We start from the raw sequence: 22,304 nt of genomic DNA on the forward strand, positions 1-22,304 counted from the left end.
CAAGAAAGGGAGGAACCTCAGACACCGGGCTGGTAATCGTCCGCCTCATCCTGTCGATCGCTCGCAGCCCTCTGGTAGATGCTCGTGCGGACCGGGGCGACACCGACCCCGGCCGTCTCGTCGGCCTCCTCCAAGTCGAGGAAGCCGGTCTCGGAGGCCGTGGCCCGCGTGTGTTCGGTGCCGTGCTCCGGGGAGTCGACCACGGCCTCCCGGGCCCCGCTCGACAGCGCCTGCTCCACACCAGGCGTGATCCACTCGCGCAGCACGCCTTCGGGGGTGTCGGGGTCGTAGTCCACTCCGGGCTTCTCGGTGCCCCCCTGGGCCAGGCGCTCGGCCTCCACCTCGTTCATGAGCTTGTCGAACAAGCCTTGGGGGGCCTGCACGGTACGCCCCGGAGCCGCGTCGCGGCGGGCGGACCCCGCCGGCCGGCGGTGGTCGGCGTCCTCGAACTTCTCATCGGCGAACAGGTCCTGGATCGCGCCCGAGTGCGTGGGCACCGGGAGTTCGTTCCCAGCCGAAGCCTGCACCGAGTCTTCGAGTGAATAGTCCGGGAAGTAGTCGGCGAGGTTGTAGCCGCTGGTCTCCTCGGTGAGCACGAGGTTGTTCTGGTCGCGCACGCCGACGAACACCACCGGGGGCTGCGCCGTGCTCTCCGGAGCGACCACGAGGAAGTCCGCCTCGGCGGGCAATTCCCACACGATGCCGACCATCGTCTCGGGTACGCGGAAGCGGGTGCCGAAGTAGCCCTTGCGGACCAGTTCGGCGAGCTGGGCGGAATCGAACTCGTAGAAGGCGTCGGCGACGGGTTCGGCCCCCCGGCGGAACGGCAGTTCGGTGATGCCGTACGGCAGTTCGACGTCGGGCTGGACCTGGGCGAGCCGCCCCCGCAGGTGCAGGTAGGGGCGGTAGTTCTGATCGATGCCATGGTGAAGGATCGACACCGCCTCCATGCGCACGGCGATGTCGCAGGGCACGGCGCGCAGGGTCTGCACGTCGGCCTTGCCGTGCCGGGCCAAGCGGTGGAACCAGGGGTCGGTGATCCGCAGGGGCGCGATCTTCATGCGGGGAGTTTCGCTTTCGTGTCGGGGTTCTGCTGACCTGTCAGCGGCCAGCGCCGTCGGTGGTCAGAGCGGTGTCCTCCGCATCGCCCAGCAACGCGCGCCGGGCCTTCTCTCCCAGGCGGCGCTGGGCGAGCCAGAGTGAGCGCACAGCGACCAGCACCAGCACGAAGACGAGGCCGATGAGGAACAACGACGGCGCCAGCCAGTGCACCAGTTGCAACTCCAACGGAGAGGTCGGGCCGACTCCGGTCCCGGTCGACACCACGACGAACAGGTTGGGCACCACGGTCACCGCCACGAACATCGCCAATACATAGCCGGCCAGGCCGGATCCGATCATGAGACCCGCGCGCACGGCCACCAGCACCGAACGCGCCCCCGACTCCCCCACGCGCGCGCGGATGCGGGCTCCCAGCGGCACCGCGGTGCCGCCGGTGTCGGCCTCCTTGGCCTCGGCCGCCTGCTTGGCTTCGGCGGCCCGCTGCGCGGCGCTCTTCTTCGCCTGTGGCTTCCGCTTGTCCTTGGACCCGGTGGCGGTGGTGCTCATCGGCTCTCCTGTCTGGGAGTGACGTTTCGGGTGTGCGTGCGCTAGGAGCGTTCGGGGACCCTTTCGGTCCAGTGGGCGTCGATCCCGGTGATCGCGCCCCCACTGTCGGTCGACCACTCCACCGACAGCGTCGCGACCGGATCCGCCTCGACGTCGGCGTCGTGGACCTCGACGAAGGCGAAGTAGGAGTAGGTGACGCCCGTGATATCGACCAGCACCGGCTCGAACGGTCCCAGCCGTGCTTGCGAGGCGCCGTCCAGACCGGGGACACCGTCGCGGGCCAGGTCCTCGAACAGGGCCGGGGGTTCCCCGTCGTCCGTCGCGACCAGTGCCGCCGGGACGGCCGCGCCCTCCATCACCGTCTCGCGCAGCAGAGCGTGCATCGCTTCGCCGTCGTTCTCCAGCCGTTCGACGCGGACCACCGACGAGCGACCCAGCACGTCGGACCAGGCCGTGTGGAGCTCCTCCCGGGCCTCCTCGGCCTCGATCTCGCGTTCGTCCACCAGGGCCGCGACCTCGGCGCGGTCGGCGTCGTGACCGGAGGAGGCCGACCACACGGACAGCCCGCCCACGGCCAGCATCAGGGCGGCCACCCCGAGTGGCGCCCAGGACACGGCGCGCCGGATCCTCTGGCGGCGGAGCCGGCGCTCGCGCTCGTAGGCTTCGAACTCGGCCAGGCTCATCACTCACCGCCTTCGGGCTCGTCGCCTTGCACGTCTTCGCCGTTGTCTTCGACAGGATCGTCGGTGTCGTCCTCATCGCCGTCTTCATCGTCTTCATCGTCTTCGACGCCGGCGACGGTGCCGAGCACCAGGTCGTCGAACTTCTTGACCACCGGGTCGTACTCACCGCGAAGCCATGCGGCGGTCCGTCCCGTCTCGTCCTCGACCAGGATCCAGACCATGCGGATCGCCGTGTCCTCCTCGAAGACCCGCGCCCGGTGGGCGGTCCACGTGTATCCGGCCAGTGAGGCGTCTTCGTCGAAGGTGGCGACCGACAGGTGCCACGGGCTCACGGCGCTGAAGCCTTCGGAGTCGCGGGCGCCGGCGGCGAAGTGCGGTGTCAGCTTCCGTTCCAGGCCGCCGACGGCGCTCTCGCGCAGCCCTTCGGCACAGGTGGTGTGCTCCTCTTCGGTGTATTCACGCGTGGTGATCGGCGGGTCGCCGACATAGGGGGTGCACTCGTCGCGCTCGCCCAGTCCCGGCGTCCGGGCGGGCAGGTCGTCGACGTTGATCGGCCCGGAATGCTCCAGGTAGGTGTTCTGCGCCGCGGCGACGCTCTCGCCCGCGGTCGTGGCCTGGAGCAGCCAGCGCTGGGCCTCGGCTCTGTCCGGCAGGCCTCCGACGTCCTGCCGGGCGGCGGTGATGCGGTCCTGCGCGTCGAAGCCGTCCTGGGCCTGTTCTTGCAGTCCGGCCCGGTGCTGGGCGCTGATCGCGCCCGCCGCGGCCATCAGCACCAACGCGCCCAGCGCCGCCAGGACGGTGGCCGACCAGTACCCGATGCGGATCAGGAGGACTCTGAGCCCAGAGGTCGAACGCCGCGGCGAGGGGTCCTCCCCCTGCTGCTCCTGTTGCGCGTGAGGGGCCGCGACCAGGCGTTGGGCCAGGCGGCTGCCCTGGTCCGGGGCGGGGGACCCGCCGGGCTCGTTCCTTCCGTCGGTCACGTCGACCTCCTCCCTTCGCCAGCGAGAATAACGTTCAGATTTTCCTCGTATACCAACAAAATTCTAGCACCGCAGGGTGACACCCCACTCGTGCCGAGCCTCGGGTCAGGGGGTGCTGCGGCGCCAGGTCCACGCCGTATCAGTCAGGGCCCGAGGAGCGCACCCGGGACGTGGAGGCATAGCCCTCGACACCCGAGACACCGCCGTCGCCGTCGGTGGTCAGCAGCACCGTCGACGTGCTTTGGGCACTGCCCCGCCCATCGTCGGAGGTGCTCTTCACATCGACCAGGACCAGGTAGCTGTACTCGGTGCCCTGTACCGACAGCAGCTCGGTGCGGAAACCGGCCACCCTCGAGTTCAGTCCGAGCAGGTCGATGAGCGCGTACTCGGTGCCCTCGGCGTCGACGTTCACCGTCGGCTCGGGCAGGAACACGGTCATGAACGCCGAGTTCTCGTCGAGACCGTAGACGTTCATCATGGCGGCGCGCGCGTCGACGTACTCGGCTTGGCTCTCCCACGTCAGCGCGGTGTCCAGCACCTGTTCGATGAGTTCTTCGTCGGCGTCCAGCCGTGTGTGACCGGCGCCCAGGGCCTGGCCGGCGATCTCGCTCGCCTTCTCGTCCTGCGCTTCTTCGAGCTCGGCCTTGCGCCGCAGGAGCTCTTCGATCCGCTGCTCCTGGGTGGTGAGGGACACCTCCTGCGCACCCCGGGTGGCAGCGAAGGAGCCACCCGCCACCAGCAGCAGCGCGGCCGCGGTCAGCGGGAAGGCGTTGCGTTGGACGAATCCCATCAGTCCCGGCCCTCCCCGCCCGTGCCGGCCCCGCCCGCGGGAAGGTCACCGATCGTGGTCTGGCCGACGTACAGGCTGTGGAACGTGCCCGTGTCGGCGTCGTAGGTGCCCCGGGCCCAGGCCAGCAGCTCGCCGGTGGAGCCGTCGCGGTTGAGCCAGGCCACGCTGACGGTCCCCGGGGATTCCACGCGGGGCACGGCCGAGGCCAGTTCCCAGGAGTTCAGCGACGCTTCGGCGTACTCACTGCGGCCCTCGTCGGCGTAGCGGATGTACCAGGGGAAGAGCACGTCGATGTCGCCGGGGCCATAGGGGACGTCCGCGCCGGGGCGGTAGGCCTCCTCGTCCTCGATGACCCGGGCCGACGCGTCGAAGTAGTCGACGAGCTCCCTGCGGTGTTCCGCCATGGGCGCGAACGCGTCGCCCGCGCCGCCGTCCCCCGACGGCTCCGCGTCGTTGAGGTCGGCGAGGATCTCCTGGTAGGTGTTCTGGAGCTCGGCGACCTCTTCACCCTTCCGCCGGGCCTGCGCCACGGCCTCGTCCAGCTGTTCTTCGAGCGCGGCGGCGTCCTCTTCGTCCCACGAGGCGGCTTCCAGGGCTCGGATCTCGCCTTCGAGCAGAGCGATCTCCCGGTCGTTGGCCTCGCTTCGGACCTGTGTGATGTCGGTGCTGGAGGCGGCCAGCGCGCCGGTCCCGATGGCGCCGACCATCAGGGCCCCGCCCAGGCTCAGGCGCGCGATCCGGCCCGCGTCGCGCCGGAGCGCCCGGTCGCCACCACGCCGTTCCCTGCGCTCCCGCCGCCTGGCGCGGCGCTCGCGCAGCATCTCCTGCACGTCGTCACCGGTCATCCGCCTGCGGTTGGCGCGCTGCTTGGCCTGGTAGGCGTCGAGGCGCTCCATCACCTCCTCGCGGCTCATCGCGCTCCAGGGCTTCTTCGGGGCGGCCTCCCGCGAAGCGCCGTCACCGCTGTCCGGTGCGCCCTCGTCGGCCATCGCCACGCTCCTTCCCTGATCGTCTCCGGTCCCGACGCGGAGAAGGCCCCGGCCCGTTCCACCGTGTCCCTGCGTTCGCCGGTCCGCCCTGAACCCTGCTAGGCGAAATCGTCGGGCCCCACGCTGATGTGGATGTGGTCGACGTGATTCTGCGTGTTGTTCCCGCGCTCGCCCGCGGACCGCGTGGTCTCGTCGCTCCATGGCCCGACCGGGTCGTTCCCGGCGGCCCACTTGCGGTGGTCCCACAGGATGCCCTTGATGTTGAACTCCTCGGCCCGCGGGATGAGGTAGTCGATGATCGTCATCGCCGAGTCGTACATCTCCTGGCTGGGAACGGAACCTCCCGGCGCCATCATGTAGTCGATGGCCTGACCGTTGTTGTGGTTGCTGCCCGCCTCGTTGCGCTGACCGTGTGCGGCCAGGAAGAAGCCGCCGAACTCCTCCTGGAGGTGCTCGTGCAGGCGGCAGGCGTCCGGGTGCATACGCCCCAGGGAGTCGCAGGGGATCTGCTCGCCGGCCGCGACCACGCCGCCCCTGGATCCGTTGACGTTGGCGGTGCGGCACTCCTGCACCACGGCGTTGCGACGGTCCTGGTCGGCGGCGACGACCGTGGTCTGGGCCTGGTCCAGGATGGAGGCGGCCCGCCCCTCATCGGCTTCCCAGGCGTCCAACTTGGCGAACCAAATGGCGGCGTGCTCCTGGCGTTCGGTGAGCCGCGGCCGGTTCACGGCAACGTCCAGCGACAGGCCCTCCCACTTGACCATCCAGTCCCGGGTCGAGTCATTGACCGAGCCGGAGGGGTCCTCGATGAGGTCCTTGACGAACCGCACGCGCGCGGGGTCGTCGTCGGAGATCATGAAACTGAGCTGGGTCTCGAGCTCCCACCACTCCCCGCCGGTCCTGTCGGCGTAGTCGGTGAGCATCGAGTTGCGGCCGTTGGTCCACTGCCCCAGACCGATGCCCACCAGATCGATGGCGGGCCATCTCGCGGCGTAATCGGCATCGATCAGCTCGACCTGGAAACCGTTCTCCTGCGCCTCCTGCTTGCGCGGGCCGATCTTGTAGGGCTCGTTGTAGATCGTCTCGACGGCGGTCGGGTCGATCGCCGACTCGTGCTGGAAGTTGCCCAGGACACCCGCGATGTTCTCGTCCTGCATGCCCATGCCCGCCAGGATCGAGTACACCTCCTCGGCCGTCGCCTCCATGTCCGCGTTAGCGGCCCCGGACCGGGTGTTGTCGTCGATCTCGCGCACGGTCGCCTCCGTCATGGGACGGCAGTCCACCGGTACGGCGTCGCGCTGAGCGATGGCGTTGGTCTCCTGAACCGTGTACACGGTACCGACGGCCAGGCTGACCACGGCCAGGGTGGCCGCACCGAACGCGGCGAAGGCACCGGCGACCGCGCCGATGGCTCCTCCCACGGCCGAGGCGATGGCCGCGCCCACTCCGAGAACGAAGCCCACCACGGCCTTGACGGCCGCGACCACCATCATCCAGAGCAGGTTCAGCAGATTCATGATCAGCGCGGCGATCATGGCGAACAGGCCCTTGAGCCAGTTGAGGAACATCAGGAGGACCATGAGCTGGGCGCCGACGCCGACGGCCGGGACCGCGCCGGCCACGCCCGCCCCCTTGGCGACACCCTTCATGTCGGATTCGGGTCCGCCCTTGGGTGCCGCCGAAGTGCCTCCGGCGCCCAGCGCGGGAAGGCCCCCCTTGTCTCCGACCGGACCCTTCAGCGGGTTCGCCTGCTCCGGGCCCGCCCCTCCTGCTCCCGATCCGCCCTGAGCCCCACCGTTCCGGGCGGCATCACCGGAATCGGGTACCCCCTTCTGGGCGGCCTGACCGACCTGGTCCGACGCACCCGAACCGAGGCCCGGAGGCTGCACGCCCCCTGCCCCACCACCGGTCCCCGCCATGGCGCCCTCTCCTCTCGCCTCCGGACGCCTTCGTCCGCGTTCCCTGCGCTTCGCCCGTACCGCTTCAGGTCAGTACGTGAGCAGGGCCTCCTCGCCTGCGTTGACCGACCCGGATGAGTCGACGCCGCGCAGCGCCACCTCCAGGTCCAGCAGTTCGCTGTAGGAGTCGACCTGGTAGGCGGTCTTGAGGCGGTGGTAGTCCTGGTAGGCCTGCGTGGTGTTGTTCATGATGTTGGTCAGCGGCTCCATCGCCTGGCTCGTCTGCCTGTGCTCCTTCAGGTCGTTGCCATCGGTGAGGAGCCACGCCATGTCGTTGGGCGCGAACCCGGGGTTCTCCTCGTCCACGGCCCGGGCCTTGTCGCCAAGGAACGTGACGTAGGAGGTCTCGCCCGCGGGCATGATCGCGTCCAGGTAGCCCTCCTCGACCGAACCCGAGCGCCAGTCGAAGTCGTAGCCGCGCGGGTCCACCCAGTCGGCCTCCAGCGCGAGTGTGGACTCGGCCTCGGCGTCGGCGGGCTCGCCGGTCACGGCGTCGCCGGCGACCTGCACCGGAACCTCCGGGGGTTCGATGAACACCCCGTCGACGTTGACCCTGCTCATCTCGCCGTTGTATTCGTCGATCCGGTTGAGGACGGCGCGCATCTCCATGAGCTGCCCGTCCATCGCCTCACGGATCTCCTGCTCCTGTGCGGCGACCACCAGCTCGTAGTACAGGGCGGCGGGGTCGATGCGCTCGCCGCCCAGCGAGGCGGCCTCTTCGGTGCCCGAGGCTCCGGGGTTGACGAACAGTCGCCACTGGTCGAACTCGGTGAAGCTGCCGTCGTCCTGCAGGTCCTCGCGGAGCTCGCGCCCGGAGTCCTCCTTGTAGACCAGTTCGCTGTTGGCCCGCAGGGTCAGGCTCGCGATCTGCTGCTCGAACGGCGCGTCGGAGTCGAGCACCACCCCCAGGTAGCCGGTGGAGCCGAACACGACGATCGAGCCGGTGATGGAGGTCGCCAGCGCCTGGGTGTCGAGTTGTTCGTTGGAGCCGGTGAGGAACGCCTGGTAGTTGGCGGCGTCGGTCGAGAACGATCCGGCGGCGGAGCCGTCGAACCGCATGAGGACCAGGGCGCGGGTACGCCCGTCGTTGGTGTACACCCCGTGGACCTTGCCGGTCAGTTCGGTCTTGGAGGTGGTGAACGAGGTCGTGTACAGCGCCGTCTCGTCCAGGCGGGCCCTGTTGTTGGCCGTGGCCGAGGCGATGGTTCCCACCAGCAGCATCGCGAACGTGATGGCGACGACGCCGGTGACGACCCCGAACCGCTCGATGGCGTGGTGGGGCCCCAGCTTCAGCTTCGCCGCGTATGTCTTCGCGGTCTCTTTCATGCAAGCCTTTCCGCTGCTCCGCTGTTCGGGTGCACCTGGTCTGTCGCCGCCCAGGCGGCGTCGCCTCGGCGGCGGAGGGGGTCCCCTGGACGCAAGAGAGGGCCGACGGCCTCGTCGGCCACCGACCCTCCCGCGTTCGCCGATCGATACCCGGCCGGGCCATGGATCAGAGAAGGCCTTGGAGGAGGATCATGCCGCCGCCCAGATCCTCGATCGTGGTGCGGCCGCCCGCGGCGATGTTGGAGATGAGGGAGAATCCGCCGACCATGAGAGCGCCGCCGACCAGGACCAGGCCGAGGATCTTGATCCAGCTCGTCTGGTCCTGTTGCGAGGCCATCAGCTTCTTGATGAGCAGGACGCCGCCCCACACGACGCCGACGGTGCCCATCAGCGCGAGGAGGCCACCGCCTGCCGTACCCACGTAATTGCGGGCGTTCTCGAAGAAGGAGACGAGGTCCCACCCCGCAGCGGGGAGGTTGGTGATGTTCATGCTTGTCCTTGTCCTGTTCGGGTCCGACGCCTGACGCTGGGCAGTGCACAACGCGGCGGGGCCCGACGGAGTCCGATGGGGATCTGCTGGGGGTCACTGGGGGTACGGGTGTGTTCGGGGGGTTCTGCGTAGATTCTAGCCATCGGGCACAGCCGTCAACAACTTTCTTCTGCGCATGGTTAGCTGAAAGATGAGGGTAAACGTCACCTGTTCAGGGCGGGGAGGGCCCCGCTCTCGGTCCTCATCAGCGCTTACTTTCTCCTGTTCTTGTCTTGGCCCGACTTACCCGCGTTTCCGCCCTTCTGGCCGGCCGAGGGAGTCGAGCCACTCGGCTTCGGTCCACCGCCACCGGGTTTGCCACCGGCACCTCCGGGTTTGCCCCCGGTACCGCCGCTCGCCATGCCTGCGGTGTTGGACACGGCGCGTCCGGTTTGCGAGATCTGTTGTCCTTGTTTGATGCGCTGTTGGTGCGTGGGGTTCGGGGCCTGATTGTCGAGGGAGGACTTCCCGGCCTGTTCCTTGTGCTGAGCGGCCTGTGCGTTCTTCGCCACAGCCGAACCGCCCTTCTCCGCGGCCTTGCCCGCCGACTTGGCCGCACCGGCGCCGTCGCCGGCCGCGGCGCGGCCGGCGGCGATCCCGGCGTGGGCGCCCGCCTCGACACCGTCCTTCACCGCACCGACCTTGGCCCGGTCGGACTTCCTGTACTCGTCGGCGGAGTGCTGGGCGGAGGCGGCCGCGACGTCCAGCGCATCGCCGTCGCCGACCCGCGGGTTGTCCGGGTCGGAAGGCCCGGGGGCGTCGCTGCCCGGAGGGAGCGACAGGCCGTTGGCTTCGACGCGTCGACCGAGCTCGGCCTCCCGCTCGGCGTCTCCACCCAGACCCCCGGCGTCCAGACCCGGACCCGGCCGGCGGTCGTCCCCGCCACCGCCGGACCCGTCGGGCCCCTCCAGCGTGCCGTCGGTGTCCACGTCGCCGCCGACCCTGGTGTCGTTGCTGCTCGCCGCCGAGGTGCTGATGCCCTCGGGACCGCCGCCGTTGGTGCCGCCCGCGTTCGGGCCCTTTCCGCCCTGGGAACCGCCGCCGCCGATCATCCGGTTGGCCGCCGCCGCACCGGCACCGGCGGCGGCCCCCCGGCCCAGGGCGGGCATGATGCCCTGGCCCTGGCCACCGCCGCCGGGGGGCGCGATCTGGGCGTCGGTGAGCTTCTCGACCAGCTTGGTGGAGGCCTCCTCCACGGCCTTGACCAGCGTCTTGCGCAGGCGCATCGCCATGATCGTGAAAAGGATGACCGCGATGATCGACACCAGGGTGACGACCATGCTGATGAACCCTCCGGAGGCCAGGAAGGCGACCATCGCCGTGGTATCGCCTTCACCGCCTTCGTTGAGCACCTGTGAGAACGGGATCTCGATGATGCTCGGGATACTCAGGAGGAACTCCTGCACGAACTTGTACAGGAAGAGCGTGATCACGACTTCCATGATCATCGCGATCGAATAGACGATCACTTTCGCGATGCCCGCCATCGCACCCAGCGTCGCGAACGGAATCGCCGTCATCAGCTGGAAGCTCCTGCGGATGTTGCCGATCACCATCGCGATGGCGTAACCGAAGCCGATGGTGATGAACGCGCCCAGCAGCACGACGGCGTTGACCCAGTACACGAAGCTCATGGTTCCGGTGCCCACCATCGACACCGAGTTGTGAATGGACCGGGTCGCCTCGCTGGTGGTCTTGCCGGAGGAGTAGGCCGTGTACGACGTCGGGCCGAAGTCGGTGTTGAGGTAGTTGTACATCGCCAGCGGCGAGAGGTTGCACGCCTCGGGAGAACCGTCGGACTTGGCCAGTCTCAGCCCGCAGTCGCTGACGTCTCCCCTGGTGTGGAAGCTGGTGTAGCGGAAGAAGGAGAAGAAGTCGAAGAAATCGGTGTCCTCCTCCTGCATTTCCGGCGGCAGCTCTTTGTACGTGCTCAGGCCCACGCCTTCTTCCACCCAGATCAGTGGGTTCTGGTGGATTTTCACCTCGCTCTCGACTTGCACGACCTCGTCCGGATCACCGATGTAATCATCGAACCATTGGCGCGCTTTACAGTTGTCCGCGTCGCAGTCCAGAGTCGCCTTGGACTGGGTCTCGAACGACGAGGCGGACACGTGGGCGTTGCCCATGTACCGGAAGAGGATGTCCGTGACCTCGGCGTACCTCGACTCGGTGAACACCGATTCGGCGGCCGGCTCCAGTGCGGTCTGGCCCCACGAGCCGGCCCCGGCGTTCACGGGGTCGATCCGGCCTTCCAGACCCAGGACCTGGGCGTTGATCAGCAGCGCCAACTCCCGCACGCTCGCCTGGGAGCGCCCGGAGGGGGCGTTCCGGTTGTGGTCCCATTCGATGTACACATCGTGGTCCCCCTTCTCGGGCACACGCAGGCGCTGCTGCATCGCCCAGCCCTCGAAGTCCACGAACGTGGAGAGCACCACACGCGTGGAACCCGAGTTCCCCTCGTCGGTGGCCTGCTCCATGGCGTTGAGCATGCCGGTGTACATGGATCCGAGCAGCGGCAGGCCCAGACCGATGAAGAGCAAACGGATGAAGAGTTTCTTCAGTGCCGAGCCCTTGTCGAGCTTCTTGAACATCACGACGCTGAACAGGAAGGTACCGATGAACAGCGGGACCATGACCGTCCACGACAGTTCGACCAGGACCAGGTACCAGGAGCCGATCCATTGGGCGAGGCCGGCCAGGGCACCTTCCGGCCGCTCACCGCCGGTCATGCCGTTGGCGAAGTCCGGGTTGAGCGCGAAGATCGCCCAGTAGAACAACCTGAAGGGGTTGAGCCAGGTCAGCGCGGAGATGAGCACCGACCACAGGACATCGATGGCCGCCGAGGTGATGTACAGGAGGAAGATGATCCCGCCCGCGATCGCGTTGAAGAACCCCAGCGAGAGCCCCGTGCTGGTGGAGTCCAGCCCCAGCCCGTTGAGCGTGGCGCCGAACAACGCGTAGTCATGCGCACCCTGAACTCCCTGGAGTCCCGCGTCTTCGCTGCCTCTCAGCGTGTCGTAGCCGACGCTGTCCGAGGACTGGGCGATGTGGGAGTTGAGCCATCCCATGATCGGGTTGTAGTTCGAGTCGGCGTAGCCGAGCATCGACCCGGCACTGGCCGGGTTGTCCAGGAGCGTTTCCCACTCGGTATCGGCGAGGGCGATATCGCTGCCGGGTTCCTGCGCCGTGGAGAACAGCGCCGTCATCGACGAGGAGAGCCGGTAGAACGACAGGCGGCCGAGGATGTCCTCGTCGTCGTCGGCGTGCGCCGTGCCCGTCGACCCCAGCAACAACGTCAAGGGGAACGCCAGTACCAGCGCCCACGCGGCCAGGCGCGCGAGCACCCTGAAGCCCTCCCCACGGGCAGGCGCGCCGAGCCGTGCGCGCACAGGAGCGCCTTGCTCCATCATCCGTTCCTTCACTCTCGCGTCGGTCACCGGTCGCGTCCGATGCGGTCACTCGCCGTGGTCCGGTCCTGCCTGCCCGCCCGCCGGTCCGGCTTCCTGCCCGGTGTCATGCGCTCGGCGCGCAGCCGCGCCTCGGCCCCCGTCTCGGCCACACGCCGAGCGCGTTCCTCGGCTATTTCTCCCTTGGCGGCCATGACCGCCGACGACTGCTCCCGCTCGGCCCGCCCGCGCCGGCCGGCCTCCAAGAGCTCGGCGCGCCGCTCGGCACGGGCCGGGTTGACGCCCAGTGCCAGGTCCAGGTGGAACACGACGTTGGTGTGCCCCCGCCGCAGGTAGGCGAGGTTCTCACCGCGGGTGGTCACCAGGCGCTCCAGGTCGGGTGGGATGTCCTGGTGCAACTGGCGCTGGTACTCGGTGACCGTCGCGTCGCGCATCGGCCCCAGCACCGTCCAGTCGGCGGCGTCGAAGCGGTTGAACGCCGAGTCGGCGAGCATCCTGTCGACGTCGTTGTACAGGTAGGCGACCCGGCCGCCGCGCAGGAACAGGTGCTCGAACTGTTCGGTGAGGTAGGTCTTGACGCGGTCGTCGATGTTCTCGGCGCCGTGGATGATGACCGTGTCGCCCAGGCCCAGGTTGTCGACGGCGAAGCCGATGACGTTGACCAGCTGGGCCATCGCCACCCCCTTGCCGCGCTTGAGCAGCCGGGAGAAGTCGTAGAGCACGCGGCGGGCGTCGGCCACCCCGTCGATCTCGTCGTTGGTGTGGGTGTTGAACAGGTCGCCGTTGTTGTCGAGCAGGTCCTTGAAGACCAGCCGCAGGATGTTGTAGGCGTGCAGCGCCTCGTCGTCACGGGCTGTGGAGTTGGCCAGCGCGCGGTACTGGGTGTCGAAGTAGGTGACGATGTCCTGGAGGCGCGGCACCTGGGTGTGCGGCACGCCCACCACCCGCAGCCGGTTCCGGTTGTGCTTGGCGTTGCGCGCCCACATGCCCTTGTCGATGTAGAACTGCGTCAGCGTCTCCTTGAGCGAACCGCGGATGATGGAGCGGTCCTGATCGGTCGTCTCGTAGGCCTGCTCGGCCATGAGGACGACCTTCTCCAGGTGCGCCGGGAAGATGCTGAGCTCGTTCTCCTGGTCTCCGAACATCTCGAACATGTTGATGTCGCCGGAGTTCATGTCCAACCGGGCGGTGAGGGCGTCCAGGCGCGGTCCCAGGTCGTCCAGGCGGGCCCCGTCCAGGACGACGTGTACGGTGCGGGCGTTGGACAGCAGGGCCGCCTGGGAGATCTTCGATCCCCACATGTCGGGCACGTGCGCCCGGTCCAGCACCGGGTTGACGGTGTTGTCGGCGACGACCACGTGGTGGTCGTAGGCGTTGACGTCGAAGAGCACCGCGGAGTTGTTGACGTCGCCGACCATGAAGCCGACGTACTCGCCCGCGGGGTCGTTGAGCCCGTTGGTGACCAGCGAGTGGGATCCGGCGAACTCCACGCTGGTGAAGTGGAAGCCCTTGCCGCGCTTGCGTTCGTTCTTGCCGAGAAGGTTGGTGAGCTCCTGGCGCTGTTCGCCGGGGTAGGCGGCGACCTTGAGGGTGCCGAACCGGTCGATGTACAGGCGTCCGATCCGTTCGACGGCGTCGTCGAGGACCTCCAGGTCGGGGGCCTTGACCAGGAGGCGGTCGTGCACGTGCAGGTAGCTGGCGCCGTCCTGGAGCTCACCGGCGACGATCTCGATGTCGTCGCTGACCTTGGCGGCCTTGCGCCGCGAGCTCATGGTGCCCGACTGGGCCTGTTCGCCCTCCTCCAGGCGGTCGAGCTTCTCCGCGGTCTTGAGCCGCTCCTCGATCCACTTCTCACCCATGCGGCGGACCTGTTCGAGCACCACGACGGTGACGTCCTCGGGCAGCCCGGTGGGGATGCGGTTGATGCCCCAGAACGCGCCGAAGTCGTCGCGGGCCCCATCGTCGTGGAAGAAGCCGAGGACGCACGCGTGGTGGTCGTCGATCTCGAAGTAGTCGCTGCGGAAGACGTAGCGCTCACGCGGTTTGAGGGCGAGCAGGTGCGGGTGGTCGTCGAAGGTGCCGCCGAGCTGGCGCTCCTTCTTCCGCTCGGCACGGCGCTCGGCGGCGCTCATCCCCGCGTACGGGTCCTCGTCCTGCTCGTCCTCGGTGTCCTCTTGTTCGGACGCCGGCCTCCCGCTCTCCTTCAACCTGGAGAACAGGGTGCCGGGGAGCGGGGCGATCGCGGCACTGTCTTCGTTCTCATACGCATCGGAGCCGGCACCGTCCGCCTGGGCCGATGCGCGGGCGTTCTGCGAGAGCGCACCGGGTAGGTGCCCCTGCGAGGTTCCGGTCGCGCTGCTTCGGTACGGTGAGCCGGTCATCCGTGCCCTTCGCTTTCTCCTCATATACCAGCAGATATTTGGCACTCCACAGGCCCACGACCCCGTCGCGACCGCAGGGGTGTCCCGGCGCCCGTGCGTCGCCGGGACCGCTCTACCGCACGGCGGTGTAGACGGTCCGCAGCATGTCGTAGAGGTCGTCGGCGCTGAGCATCACGGCCTGTTTGATCATGAGACTGGAACCCTCGACCTCGGCCCGTACCAGGGCGTGCGCCCGGCGCAGCGCCTCCAGGTTGTCGCCCTTGATCACCAGGTACTGGTGGATGGAGGTGAACTGCCCGCCCACGTAGTCCTTGAGGATCGAGTACCGCTCGTCGAGCAGGTCGAACAGCTCGGGGTCGCGGATTTCGAGGTCGCGGTTGAGCAGTTCCAGGTTGCCGAGCTGCCGGTAGACCCGCTGGGGCTCCTTGGTGGTGACCCAGATGAACTCGGCGTTGGTGTCGACCTTGCGCCAGAAGGCGTCGACCCGGTTGAGGATCGCCTTCTTGTCCTCGTCGAAGACCAGGACCGAGGCGGACCCGACGACGAGGTAGGCCTGGCCGACGGTGCCGTCCAGCCACTCGATGTAGCCGGTCTCGTCGACGCTCTTGACGCCCAGCACCGAGTAGAAGCCGCTGGGGTTGGATCCGCGCCGGGTGATGACGCGGCGTGCGGGCCGCGGCAGGTATTCCAGGAGCGCGGGCAGGGACGAGAAGCGCATCTCCTTGGTCTTGGAGTACTGGCCGAAGAAGGCGGTGGCCGCCAGCCACCAGATGACCACCAGGAGGATGAGCCACCAGTCGGCGCTGGAGACGAACGTGGAGGTGGTGACCCAGAACAGCAGCATCAGGGAACCGGCCCAGAACAGGATCACCTTCATCGGCAGCGGCCGCATCTGCCAGCCGCCACCCGCCAGCGCGACCTCGTGGTCCAGGAACGACCGATCCAGGCTGGTGGGGATCTTGAAGACGCTCTTGGCCATCGTTCGGATACTCCACTTCTGCTCGTCTACGAGCAACACCTTACAGTTGCGGTCGGACAGTGACAGATGCTCACCAACGTGTGCGCCAGGGGCATATCCGACCGTCCGGCGGCCTGTCCCAGGCCGATCAGCGGGCTGATCAGCCGCTACGGCGGATGGGGCCACATGGTCCGGACATCGGAACAGTTCGCGTCTCTGGTTCACGTTCCCGGGGAGGCACGGGTGTCTCCTACGGCGATTCGGGGGACAGGGGGGTGGAGGTAGGGACTATCGGGTTGCTCCAAGGAAGATGCCGAAGTCTGCGCGATAGTTCGGCGAAAGGGAACGAAACGGAGATCCGATCTTGACCGAACTCATGGAACGGCTTGGTCCGACGCTCCACAAGATCGAACCGGCCGCGGCCGCTGACGAGGCCTTCGTCTCCTCCCAGTAGCCCGGCGACCGGGAGGAGGACAACCGCGACCAGGCCGAGGAGTTCCTCCTCCATGAGCCGAGATGACCTTTTCCGTTCCCGGTTCCGAGACGCCTTCCCCTGCCCAAGGCACGGGCATCGCCCCGTCGAAGAAGACGCGAACCCCACACGCACCATCTGGAAATATCTGCAAGGCTGACATCGACCGAAAACCGTGACGAAACCCCGGTCGCCTACGTCCTCTCCAACCTTTCAGAAGCCGTACCAGAAAGGCGGACAACATGAATGGCACCTCTTCCAGCAGGGAGTGGCGCTCATGGACCGGAGCCGAGGCCGGTCGATACGAAGCCGCTTTGGAGGCTGTCAACGGCGCCGTGGGCGCCTATAGCGCCGTGATCGCCCGGGAGGAGGCCACGGAGAATCCCGACCAGCAGGTGATCGAACAGGCCGAAGAAGGCCAACGTGCGTGCGTCCGCCGACGTGAAGAACTCGACCCCGCGGACGCCGATGAGGTCGCGCAGGTCCGTGCCGAGTTCACCGAGTTGGCAGAGAAGGTCAGGCGGACACACCAGTGAGCGGCGACGCCGGCTTCGACCCCGCACAGTTCAAGCTCAAGCCCGAGAGAAACGACTACATCTTCCGGAAGCGAATCGTCCCCAGTTTCTAACGGGGCGGGAGCCGCAGGAGCGCCCTCGGGCGGTTTTCCTCATCTCCCAACCGGGCTCGGGCAAGAGCCGTGTACAGAAGGAGATCGACCCCGAGCCAAATGACAGCGGCGGCCACATCGACCTCGACAGCGATCTGTACAAGCCCTACCACGACAAATACGACGAGCTGATGCAGCGCGACGACAAACTCATGACCGCGGCCACGCGTACCGACGGCCGCGAATGGATGGCCAAGGCGCGGGAATACGCGATCGAGAACCGCATCAACGTCATCGTGCAGGACACCTCCCAAGATCCCGGGCACAGCGCCACGATGATGCGTGACTTCCGTGGGGCGGGATATGAGGTCGAATCCGTGGGGATGGCGGTCCCCAAGGTGATCAGCGACCAGGGCATTCAGTACCGCTACTTCGAACAGGTTCGCGACCGCGGGGCCGGCCGGTTGACCGTGCAGGCCAACGCCGACCAGACCTATGAGGGAGTCACCGGGGTGAGCCGTCTCATCGACGAGCAACCCGACCTGGTCGATAGGGCCCGGCTCTTCCGCCGCAGGAAGGGCGTTCCCTGTTACGACAACGCGGTGAAGAACGGGCGGTGGGTCCAGGAGCCGCGCCTGGCCGCCACACTGGCCTACGAACGCGAGGAACGGCCTTGGACTCCAGAGACGGCCACCGCGTTCGTGCAGATGCAGGACGAGATGAGGAACCCGCCCACACCGGAGGTCGCGGCCAAGCTCGGCCCGGACTGGTACACCACACTCACCGCGTTGGACGAACGAGCCACTCAGGCACTCGGACCGATCGCTGTCGCTTCACCGCGTGGACAGGAGCCGGATCGTGAGCCGGCCGAACGGGTGATCCTGTTCGATCTTCGCATGGGAGGCACTGGGCAAACCCGAGACCGCACGGGAACGGGAGGCTCGCATCGGAGCCCGACCGATCACGCCCGAGGCCGCCCGGGAGAAGGTGCGGGAGCCGACCGCAAGCCCGGAGCCCGCCCGGGAGCCCGGGTCACCGATCACCACACCCGACAAAGCCTCGGAACGCCACCGGGACACGGACACCCGGACGGCGGAGAGGACTTCCAGCAAGATCTGGGAGACACCGAAGCCGCCGACCGCGTCGATGGCCGAGCACCGCACCCAGTAGGCGCTCTACGACGACCCGCACGGTTACGCGAGGCTTCAGCCGCTCATCACGGTGAAGACGCCGTCCAAGGCGCCCGGCATCTACCAGAAGCTGCTGCACCCGGACACGGGCACGACCTACGAACGCGACCAGTACCAAGCCGAGTCGGGCGACCGGGGATACGGCGAATAACGCCCCATAGGCGATCGTGCACGTCCCCGTGGACCCTGGCGCCTCCGCGACCTGAGGTCGCGGAGGCGTTCCCACCGAACGGAACAACCGGCCGTGCTCCCGCATCGCACACGTCCACGTTCTTGCGCCCCGGGAGGCGGCCAGGCGATCTTTCGAAGGTAGAGAAACCCGTACGAACTGGTCCTACTGGATCCAGTTGCCGTTGGAGTCGAGCTGCCAGTCGTCGATCTCCGGCTCGTGGATGAACAGCTCGCCGCCCTGCATAACGGAAACCTCGGCTTGAGCGAAGTTGTCCAACGAACCGTCTTCAAGCATGGGGAAGTTCACCTCCACGGTGGTCTCGTCATCGGTCGGCGAGGTGGCACACCCCCGGGACACCACCGCGGAACCGTAATTCTCACCGAACTCGATCGAGTCCGGCCCCGAGCCGGTCAGTCGGCTCGCCATACGGTCTTCCTCCGGAGCGGAACCCTCGGACGTCTCCTCCAGGAACGTGAGCAGACGCTCCGGACCGCCGTCGACATACTCGAACCGGAACTCCACAGAGCACCGCCCGGGCTCCTCGGACTCGGTCGAAGAAACGGTGACGGACTCGAGCACGCGCGTCTCGGCGTACTCCTCGTTCAGCTCGACCAACTCTTCGGGGACGCGGAACTCGATCCTTTGGGTCGGCTCCGTCAAGGGCTCGGCGAACTCGTAGGCGGCAGCGCCACCCGAGCACGCGGTCAGGGTCAGCAGAGCCGCACCACTCGCGACCGCGAGCGACTTGGTAGGGGTCTTGAGGGAGGTCACGCTGGGGGTCTCCTTGATTCGACCGGCAATCCAGGGGTTCTCAACACTGCCCGGTTCGTCGCACCGAAGCACTCTCGGCAATGTGGACATGGCGCATCGAATATGCCACACCGGACTCGGAGGCTTCACGAGGGCCGGGGATTTCCTCGCTGGGGACGCTCTTCGGCCTTTGTCCTGCCGCACGCCCGCCCCAGGCCCGGACCCAGGGCGGGCACATTTGATAATTTCATGCCATGTGCTCTGGTAAACGAGCAGAAACACCCGTACCGGGCACGATGGACGAATCCAGAGGACGCCTGCTCGTGCCGGACCTGGCACGAGGGGCGGCGTTGCTCCTCATCGCCGCGGCCAACGCCCATTACTGGTTCCGACAGGACCCGAACGCGTCCCGGACCTACGAGAACCTCGTCTCGGACCTGCTGCACCTGCTGGTCGACGGGCGGGCCTACCCGGTCTTCGCGCTGCTGCTCGGCTTCGGCCTGGCGCGGAGCGCGCACGGGTCCATCCGCGCGGGTCTGGCCGCGGGCCTGGACCGTGAGCAGGCCGAGCGACGGGCCACGGCGCTGCTGCGCAAGCGGGGCCTGTGCCTGCTGGCCTTCGGCTCCGTGCACGCCCTCGTCTTCGCCCAGGACATCCCGGGCGCCTACGGGCTCGTCACGGTGGTGATCGCCGGTGTCATGGTCTCCCGCCGCCGACGGGCCGCACTGATATCGGCCGCCCTCATCTGTGCGCTGTCGACGTCCTTCCTGGCGGTGGCCGGACCCGAGGCGGTCCTGGCCCGCAGCCACGGTCTGGCGGCTCAGGCCCTGTTCGACGAGGGCCTCGCCGGGATCGCGGCCAACCTGGTGATCTGGACCGTCGCGACCCCGGCGACGGTCCTGACCTCGATGGTGCTGCCCGGCGCGCTGCTGGGGGCGTGGCTGGCGGGCCGGGGGCCGATCGAGCAGCCGCACCGGCACCGGCGAGGACTGGCCGGTGCGGTCCTGGCCGGACTCGTCGTGCCCACCGCGGCCCTCGCGGTGCTCTGGGTGGGCGTGGAGGGCACCGGCGTCCTCGCGCGGGTCCTGATCGCCTGGCACCAGGGCGTGGCGGGGCTGCTGGCCGGAGCCGGTCTCCTGGCGCTCGTCACCTTGGCCGCCTCGTACCGCGCAGCGGGCACGGGAGTGCTCGGCCGGGCGCTGGCGGCCACCGGGAAGCGTTCCCTGTCGGCCTACCTGTCGCAGACCGTGCTCCTGGCACTGGCGGCCGGAGCGCTGCGCGTCTGCGGTGTCGAGGCACTGGCCCTGGCATGGCAGATGTTCGTCGCGGCCTCCGTCTGGTCGGTCTCGGTGCTCGCCTGCTCCCTCATGGAGCGCCACGGGGTCCAGGGGCCCGCCGAGCGGGCGTTGCGCGGCCTGGTGGCCGCGGGCGTGCGCCGATGACGGCCTTTCGGGGAATGACCGGACCGGTGCGAATGGTGTGGCCGATACCGGCCAATCGCCATAGGAACGGTGTGGCGTTCGCCTCCTTTCCCTTCTTCATGTCTGCGGAGAAGAGGTCTTCTTTTCGCGCTCGCCGTCGCTGCGGGCCGGGTACAGCATCATCAGGGCCGCGGCCGCGCCCACCAGCATGGTGGAGAACACCACGGGGGTCGCCATCGCTTCGACCAGGTGCACGGGCACCAGAACCGAGGCGAGGTTGAACAGCGCGTGCAGGGCGATCACCGGCCAGAGCCTGCCCACGTGCTCGTAGACGAAGGCCAGCAGCATCCCCAACGGCAGTGCCACGGCGATCTGCACGGGATTGCCGTGCAGAGCGGCGAACACCACCGAGCTGACCAGCGCCGAAACGACCACCGGCCAGCGGCGCCGCAGCAGCGGGTAGACCAGGCCGCGCATGAGCGCTTCCTCGCCCGCCGGGGCCGCCACGACCAGGGCGAACAGCAGCAGCGCCACCGGCACCGCGCTCTGGGCGCTCTGGGCGGCGTCGAAGACGGGCGAACCGTACTCGGCGTAGAGCCACACGGCCAGTGACTGGCCCCCGAGGAAGCACAGCATCAGACCGGCGAGGGCGAACACCCAGAACCCGGCCTCCCGCGCCTGCTCCGAAACGGGCCGGGACGCCCCCGAGCCGAAGGTCCGGCGTCGCCAGATCGCGACCGCGCCGAGTACCACGGGGCCTGAGACGGCCGCGCCGAGCACCGGCGAACCCGAGAGCAGCCCGACCGTGAACGACACGGTGACGTAGAGGACGAGTCCGGCGGCGCACTGGGCGATGATCGCCGCCCAGGAGCGGGATCGGCCACTGTGGGCACTGGTCCAGGTCTTCGGCCACCAGGTGGATCGCGTCACCGATGGGGGTCTTCGGTTCACCACGGCAGTTCGTCCTCCACTCACCGGTACGTCGCCGGCGCGTCCGGGGCCTGCGTCGGCCGCTTTCCGCCCTATTTCCCAGGTGCCATGATGGCTCCCATCGTTCGCTCGTGGTGCAGCGCACGGGGAAGAGCACGAGGGGATGGCGATGTCGGACAGGGGCGACGAGACGGACCAGGACTCAGGTGAGCGGACCGCGGAGAACCCCGGTGAGGGCCCCGCGCCCGAGGACGGCACCGGCGACGCCGGGGAACTCGCCGAGGACCTGAGGCCCACGGGGCTGCCGGCGCTCGCCGCGGTGTTGGCGTTCCTCGCCCCGCCGGTGGGAGCGGTGCTGGGCCACTTCGCGGTGCGGCGCACCTATTGGCGGCTGGGCCTGTCACGGCTGGCGATCGCGGCCGGGTGGACCATGACCGCGTTGAGCGCCTGCGGAGTGCTCCTCTACCTGTCCCACCGGGAGGAGGTGGCCCGGATCGAGGCGCTGGCGGTCGCCGAGGAGCAGACCCGGGAGCAGGTGCGCCAGGCGATCGCCGAGAGCCCCAGCCTGGGGCTCGTCGACGAGGAGTTCTGCCGGGTGTTGGGCGAGGTCGCCGAGACGGCGCCCGCCACCGGGTTCGTCACCGGCCCGGAGCAGATCAACGGCGCGATGGTCGAAGGCTACGGCGTGCTGGGGCAGACCGACACCCCGAACGCCCGGGTCTACGGGGACTACGCGCAGTACCTGGTCTCGTTCGCCGACCACGACGCGGACGAGCACGCCGCCCACGCGGAAGACCTCCAACAGGCGGTCGGCGACGACGTGCTGGCGTGCCTCCCCCTCGTGAACGAGAACCTGGAGTAGGGGATCGGACGCCGTGCCGACCCTGTCGATCGTCCGGGTGGCAGCCCGTCGGTCGGCGCGGCGGTGGTCGGGCAGGTCGGGCAGGTCGGGCAGGTCGACCATCGGCTTCAGGACGCCCGCGCGCGGAGACAGCAGGCCCGGCTCGTGGCCGACGACGTCGTGCGGCTCCCCGGCGATCCGGGAGTGTTCGCGCAGCCGGACGCGTTCGGCGACCAGCCCGGCCTCACTCTCCAGGATGCGCGCCCACTTCCAGCCCGCCTTCTCCGGAGAGGCTCTGCTGCGCAGGTAGCG

Annotated in this window: 17 protein-coding genes and 1 pseudogene; 4 read left to right on the forward strand and 14 right to left on the reverse strand. The window is 68.4% G+C overall.

Annotated elements, in window-relative coordinates; translation table 11 throughout:
* Window positions 1-17: 17 nt before the first annotated feature.
* The 12 genes from PWG71_RS21415 to PWG71_RS21470 form a co-directional block, all read right to left on the reverse strand.
* Window positions 18-1,061, reverse strand: coding sequence for an AAA family ATPase (locus PWG71_RS21415; protein WP_274811715.1), 1,044 nt, complete (start codon window positions 1,059-1,061; stop codon window positions 18-20).
* Between the two features lie 40 nt (window positions 1,062-1,101).
* Window positions 1,102-1,608: a hypothetical protein gene (locus PWG71_RS21420; RefSeq protein WP_274811716.1), complete on the reverse strand. Its 507-nt coding sequence runs from the start codon at window positions 1,606-1,608 to the stop codon at window positions 1,102-1,104.
* 41 nt (window positions 1,609-1,649) lie between these two features.
* Window positions 1,650-2,291, reverse strand: a complete 642-nt coding sequence (locus PWG71_RS21425) for a hypothetical protein (RefSeq protein WP_274811717.1) — start codon at window positions 2,289-2,291, stop codon at window positions 1,650-1,652.
* Window positions 2,291-3,271: a hypothetical protein gene (locus tag PWG71_RS21430; RefSeq protein ID WP_274811718.1), complete on the reverse strand. Its 981-nt coding sequence runs from the start codon at window positions 3,269-3,271 to the stop codon at window positions 2,291-2,293. The genes PWG71_RS21425 and PWG71_RS21430 overlap by 1 nt, the downstream gene beginning before the upstream one ends.
* Window positions 3,272-3,410: 139 nt before the next feature.
* A complete protein-coding gene (locus tag PWG71_RS21435) occupies window positions 3,411-4,061 on the reverse strand; it encodes a hypothetical protein (protein ID WP_274811719.1) in 651 nt (216 codons plus the stop codon).
* Entirely contained in the window at window positions 4,061-5,050 is a 990-nt protein-coding gene (locus PWG71_RS21440) for a hypothetical protein (protein ID WP_274811720.1), read from the reverse strand. Before PWG71_RS21440 ends, PWG71_RS21435 begins: the two co-directional genes overlap by 1 nt.
* A 98-nt stretch (window positions 5,051-5,148) precedes the next feature.
* Complete coding sequence (locus tag PWG71_RS21445; RefSeq protein ID WP_274811721.1) at window positions 5,149-6,699, reverse strand: phage tail tip lysozyme; 1,551 nt, start codon at window positions 6,697-6,699, stop codon at window positions 5,149-5,151.
* A 339-nt stretch (window positions 6,700-7,038) separates the two neighbouring features.
* Window positions 7,039-8,334, reverse strand: coding sequence for a hypothetical protein (locus PWG71_RS21450; RefSeq protein ID WP_274811722.1), 1,296 nt, complete (start codon window positions 8,332-8,334; stop codon window positions 7,039-7,041).
* A gap of 166 nt (window positions 8,335-8,500) precedes the next feature.
* Window positions 8,501-8,824: a hypothetical protein gene (locus tag PWG71_RS21455; protein WP_274811723.1), complete on the reverse strand. Its 324-nt coding sequence runs from the start codon at window positions 8,822-8,824 to the stop codon at window positions 8,501-8,503.
* A 251-nt stretch (window positions 8,825-9,075) separates the two neighbouring features.
* Complete coding sequence (locus PWG71_RS21460) at window positions 9,076-12,207, reverse strand: hypothetical protein (RefSeq protein ID WP_274811724.1); 3,132 nt, start codon at window positions 12,205-12,207, stop codon at window positions 9,076-9,078.
* Window positions 12,208-12,296: 89 nt separating this feature from the next.
* The gene (locus PWG71_RS21465) at window positions 12,297-14,651 is read right to left on the reverse strand and encodes a hypothetical protein (RefSeq protein ID WP_274811725.1); all 2,355 of its coding nucleotides are present in this window, start codon (window positions 14,649-14,651) and stop codon (window positions 12,297-12,299) included.
* A gap of 112 nt (window positions 14,652-14,763) precedes the next feature.
* Window positions 14,764-15,630: a hypothetical protein gene (locus PWG71_RS21470; RefSeq protein WP_274811726.1), complete on the reverse strand. Its 867-nt coding sequence runs from the start codon at window positions 15,628-15,630 to the stop codon at window positions 14,764-14,766.
* Between the two features lie 693 nt (window positions 15,631-16,323).
* On the opposite strand from PWG71_RS21470, the gene PWG71_RS21475 reads away from it, so the two are divergent.
* Window positions 16,324-16,617 (forward strand): hypothetical protein, encoded by a 294-nt coding sequence (locus PWG71_RS21475; RefSeq protein ID WP_274811727.1) that lies wholly within the window; start codon window positions 16,324-16,326, stop codon window positions 16,615-16,617.
* Window positions 16,550-17,278 (forward strand): annotated as a pseudogene (locus tag PWG71_RS28855) (zeta toxin family protein); the annotation flags it as partial. The gene PWG71_RS21475 and the pseudogene PWG71_RS28855, both read left to right, overlap by 68 nt.
* Window positions 17,279-18,212: 934 nt before the next feature.
* Here the strand turns inward: PWG71_RS28855 and PWG71_RS21480 are convergent.
* The gene (locus PWG71_RS21480) at window positions 18,213-18,821 is read right to left on the reverse strand and encodes a hypothetical protein (protein WP_274811728.1); all 609 of its coding nucleotides are present in this window, start codon (window positions 18,819-18,821) and stop codon (window positions 18,213-18,215) included.
* A gap of 275 nt (window positions 18,822-19,096) precedes the next feature.
* Here PWG71_RS21480 and PWG71_RS21485 point away from each other — a divergent pair, with 275 nt between their 5' ends.
* The gene (locus PWG71_RS21485; protein WP_274811729.1) at window positions 19,097-20,242 is read left to right on the forward strand and encodes a DUF418 domain-containing protein; all 1,146 of its coding nucleotides are present in this window, start codon (window positions 19,097-19,099) and stop codon (window positions 20,240-20,242) included.
* 96 nt (window positions 20,243-20,338) lie between these two features.
* Here the strand turns inward: PWG71_RS21485 and PWG71_RS21490 are convergent, their stop codons facing one another.
* On the reverse strand, window positions 20,339-21,151 hold the full coding sequence (locus tag PWG71_RS21490) for a CPBP family intramembrane glutamic endopeptidase (RefSeq protein WP_274811730.1): 813 nt from the start codon (window positions 21,149-21,151) through the stop codon (window positions 20,339-20,341).
* A 169-nt stretch (window positions 21,152-21,320) separates the two neighbouring features.
* Here PWG71_RS21490 and PWG71_RS21495 point away from each other — a divergent pair, with 169 nt between their 5' ends.
* Window positions 21,321-22,013: a hypothetical protein gene (locus PWG71_RS21495; RefSeq protein ID WP_274811731.1), complete on the forward strand. Its 693-nt coding sequence runs from the start codon at window positions 21,321-21,323 to the stop codon at window positions 22,011-22,013.
* Window positions 22,014-22,304 lie beyond the last annotated feature (291 nt).

It is taken from the genome of Nocardiopsis sp. N85 (assembly GCF_028882275.1).
GTDB lineage: Bacteria > Actinomycetota > Actinomycetes > Streptosporangiales > Streptosporangiaceae > Nocardiopsis > Nocardiopsis lambiniae.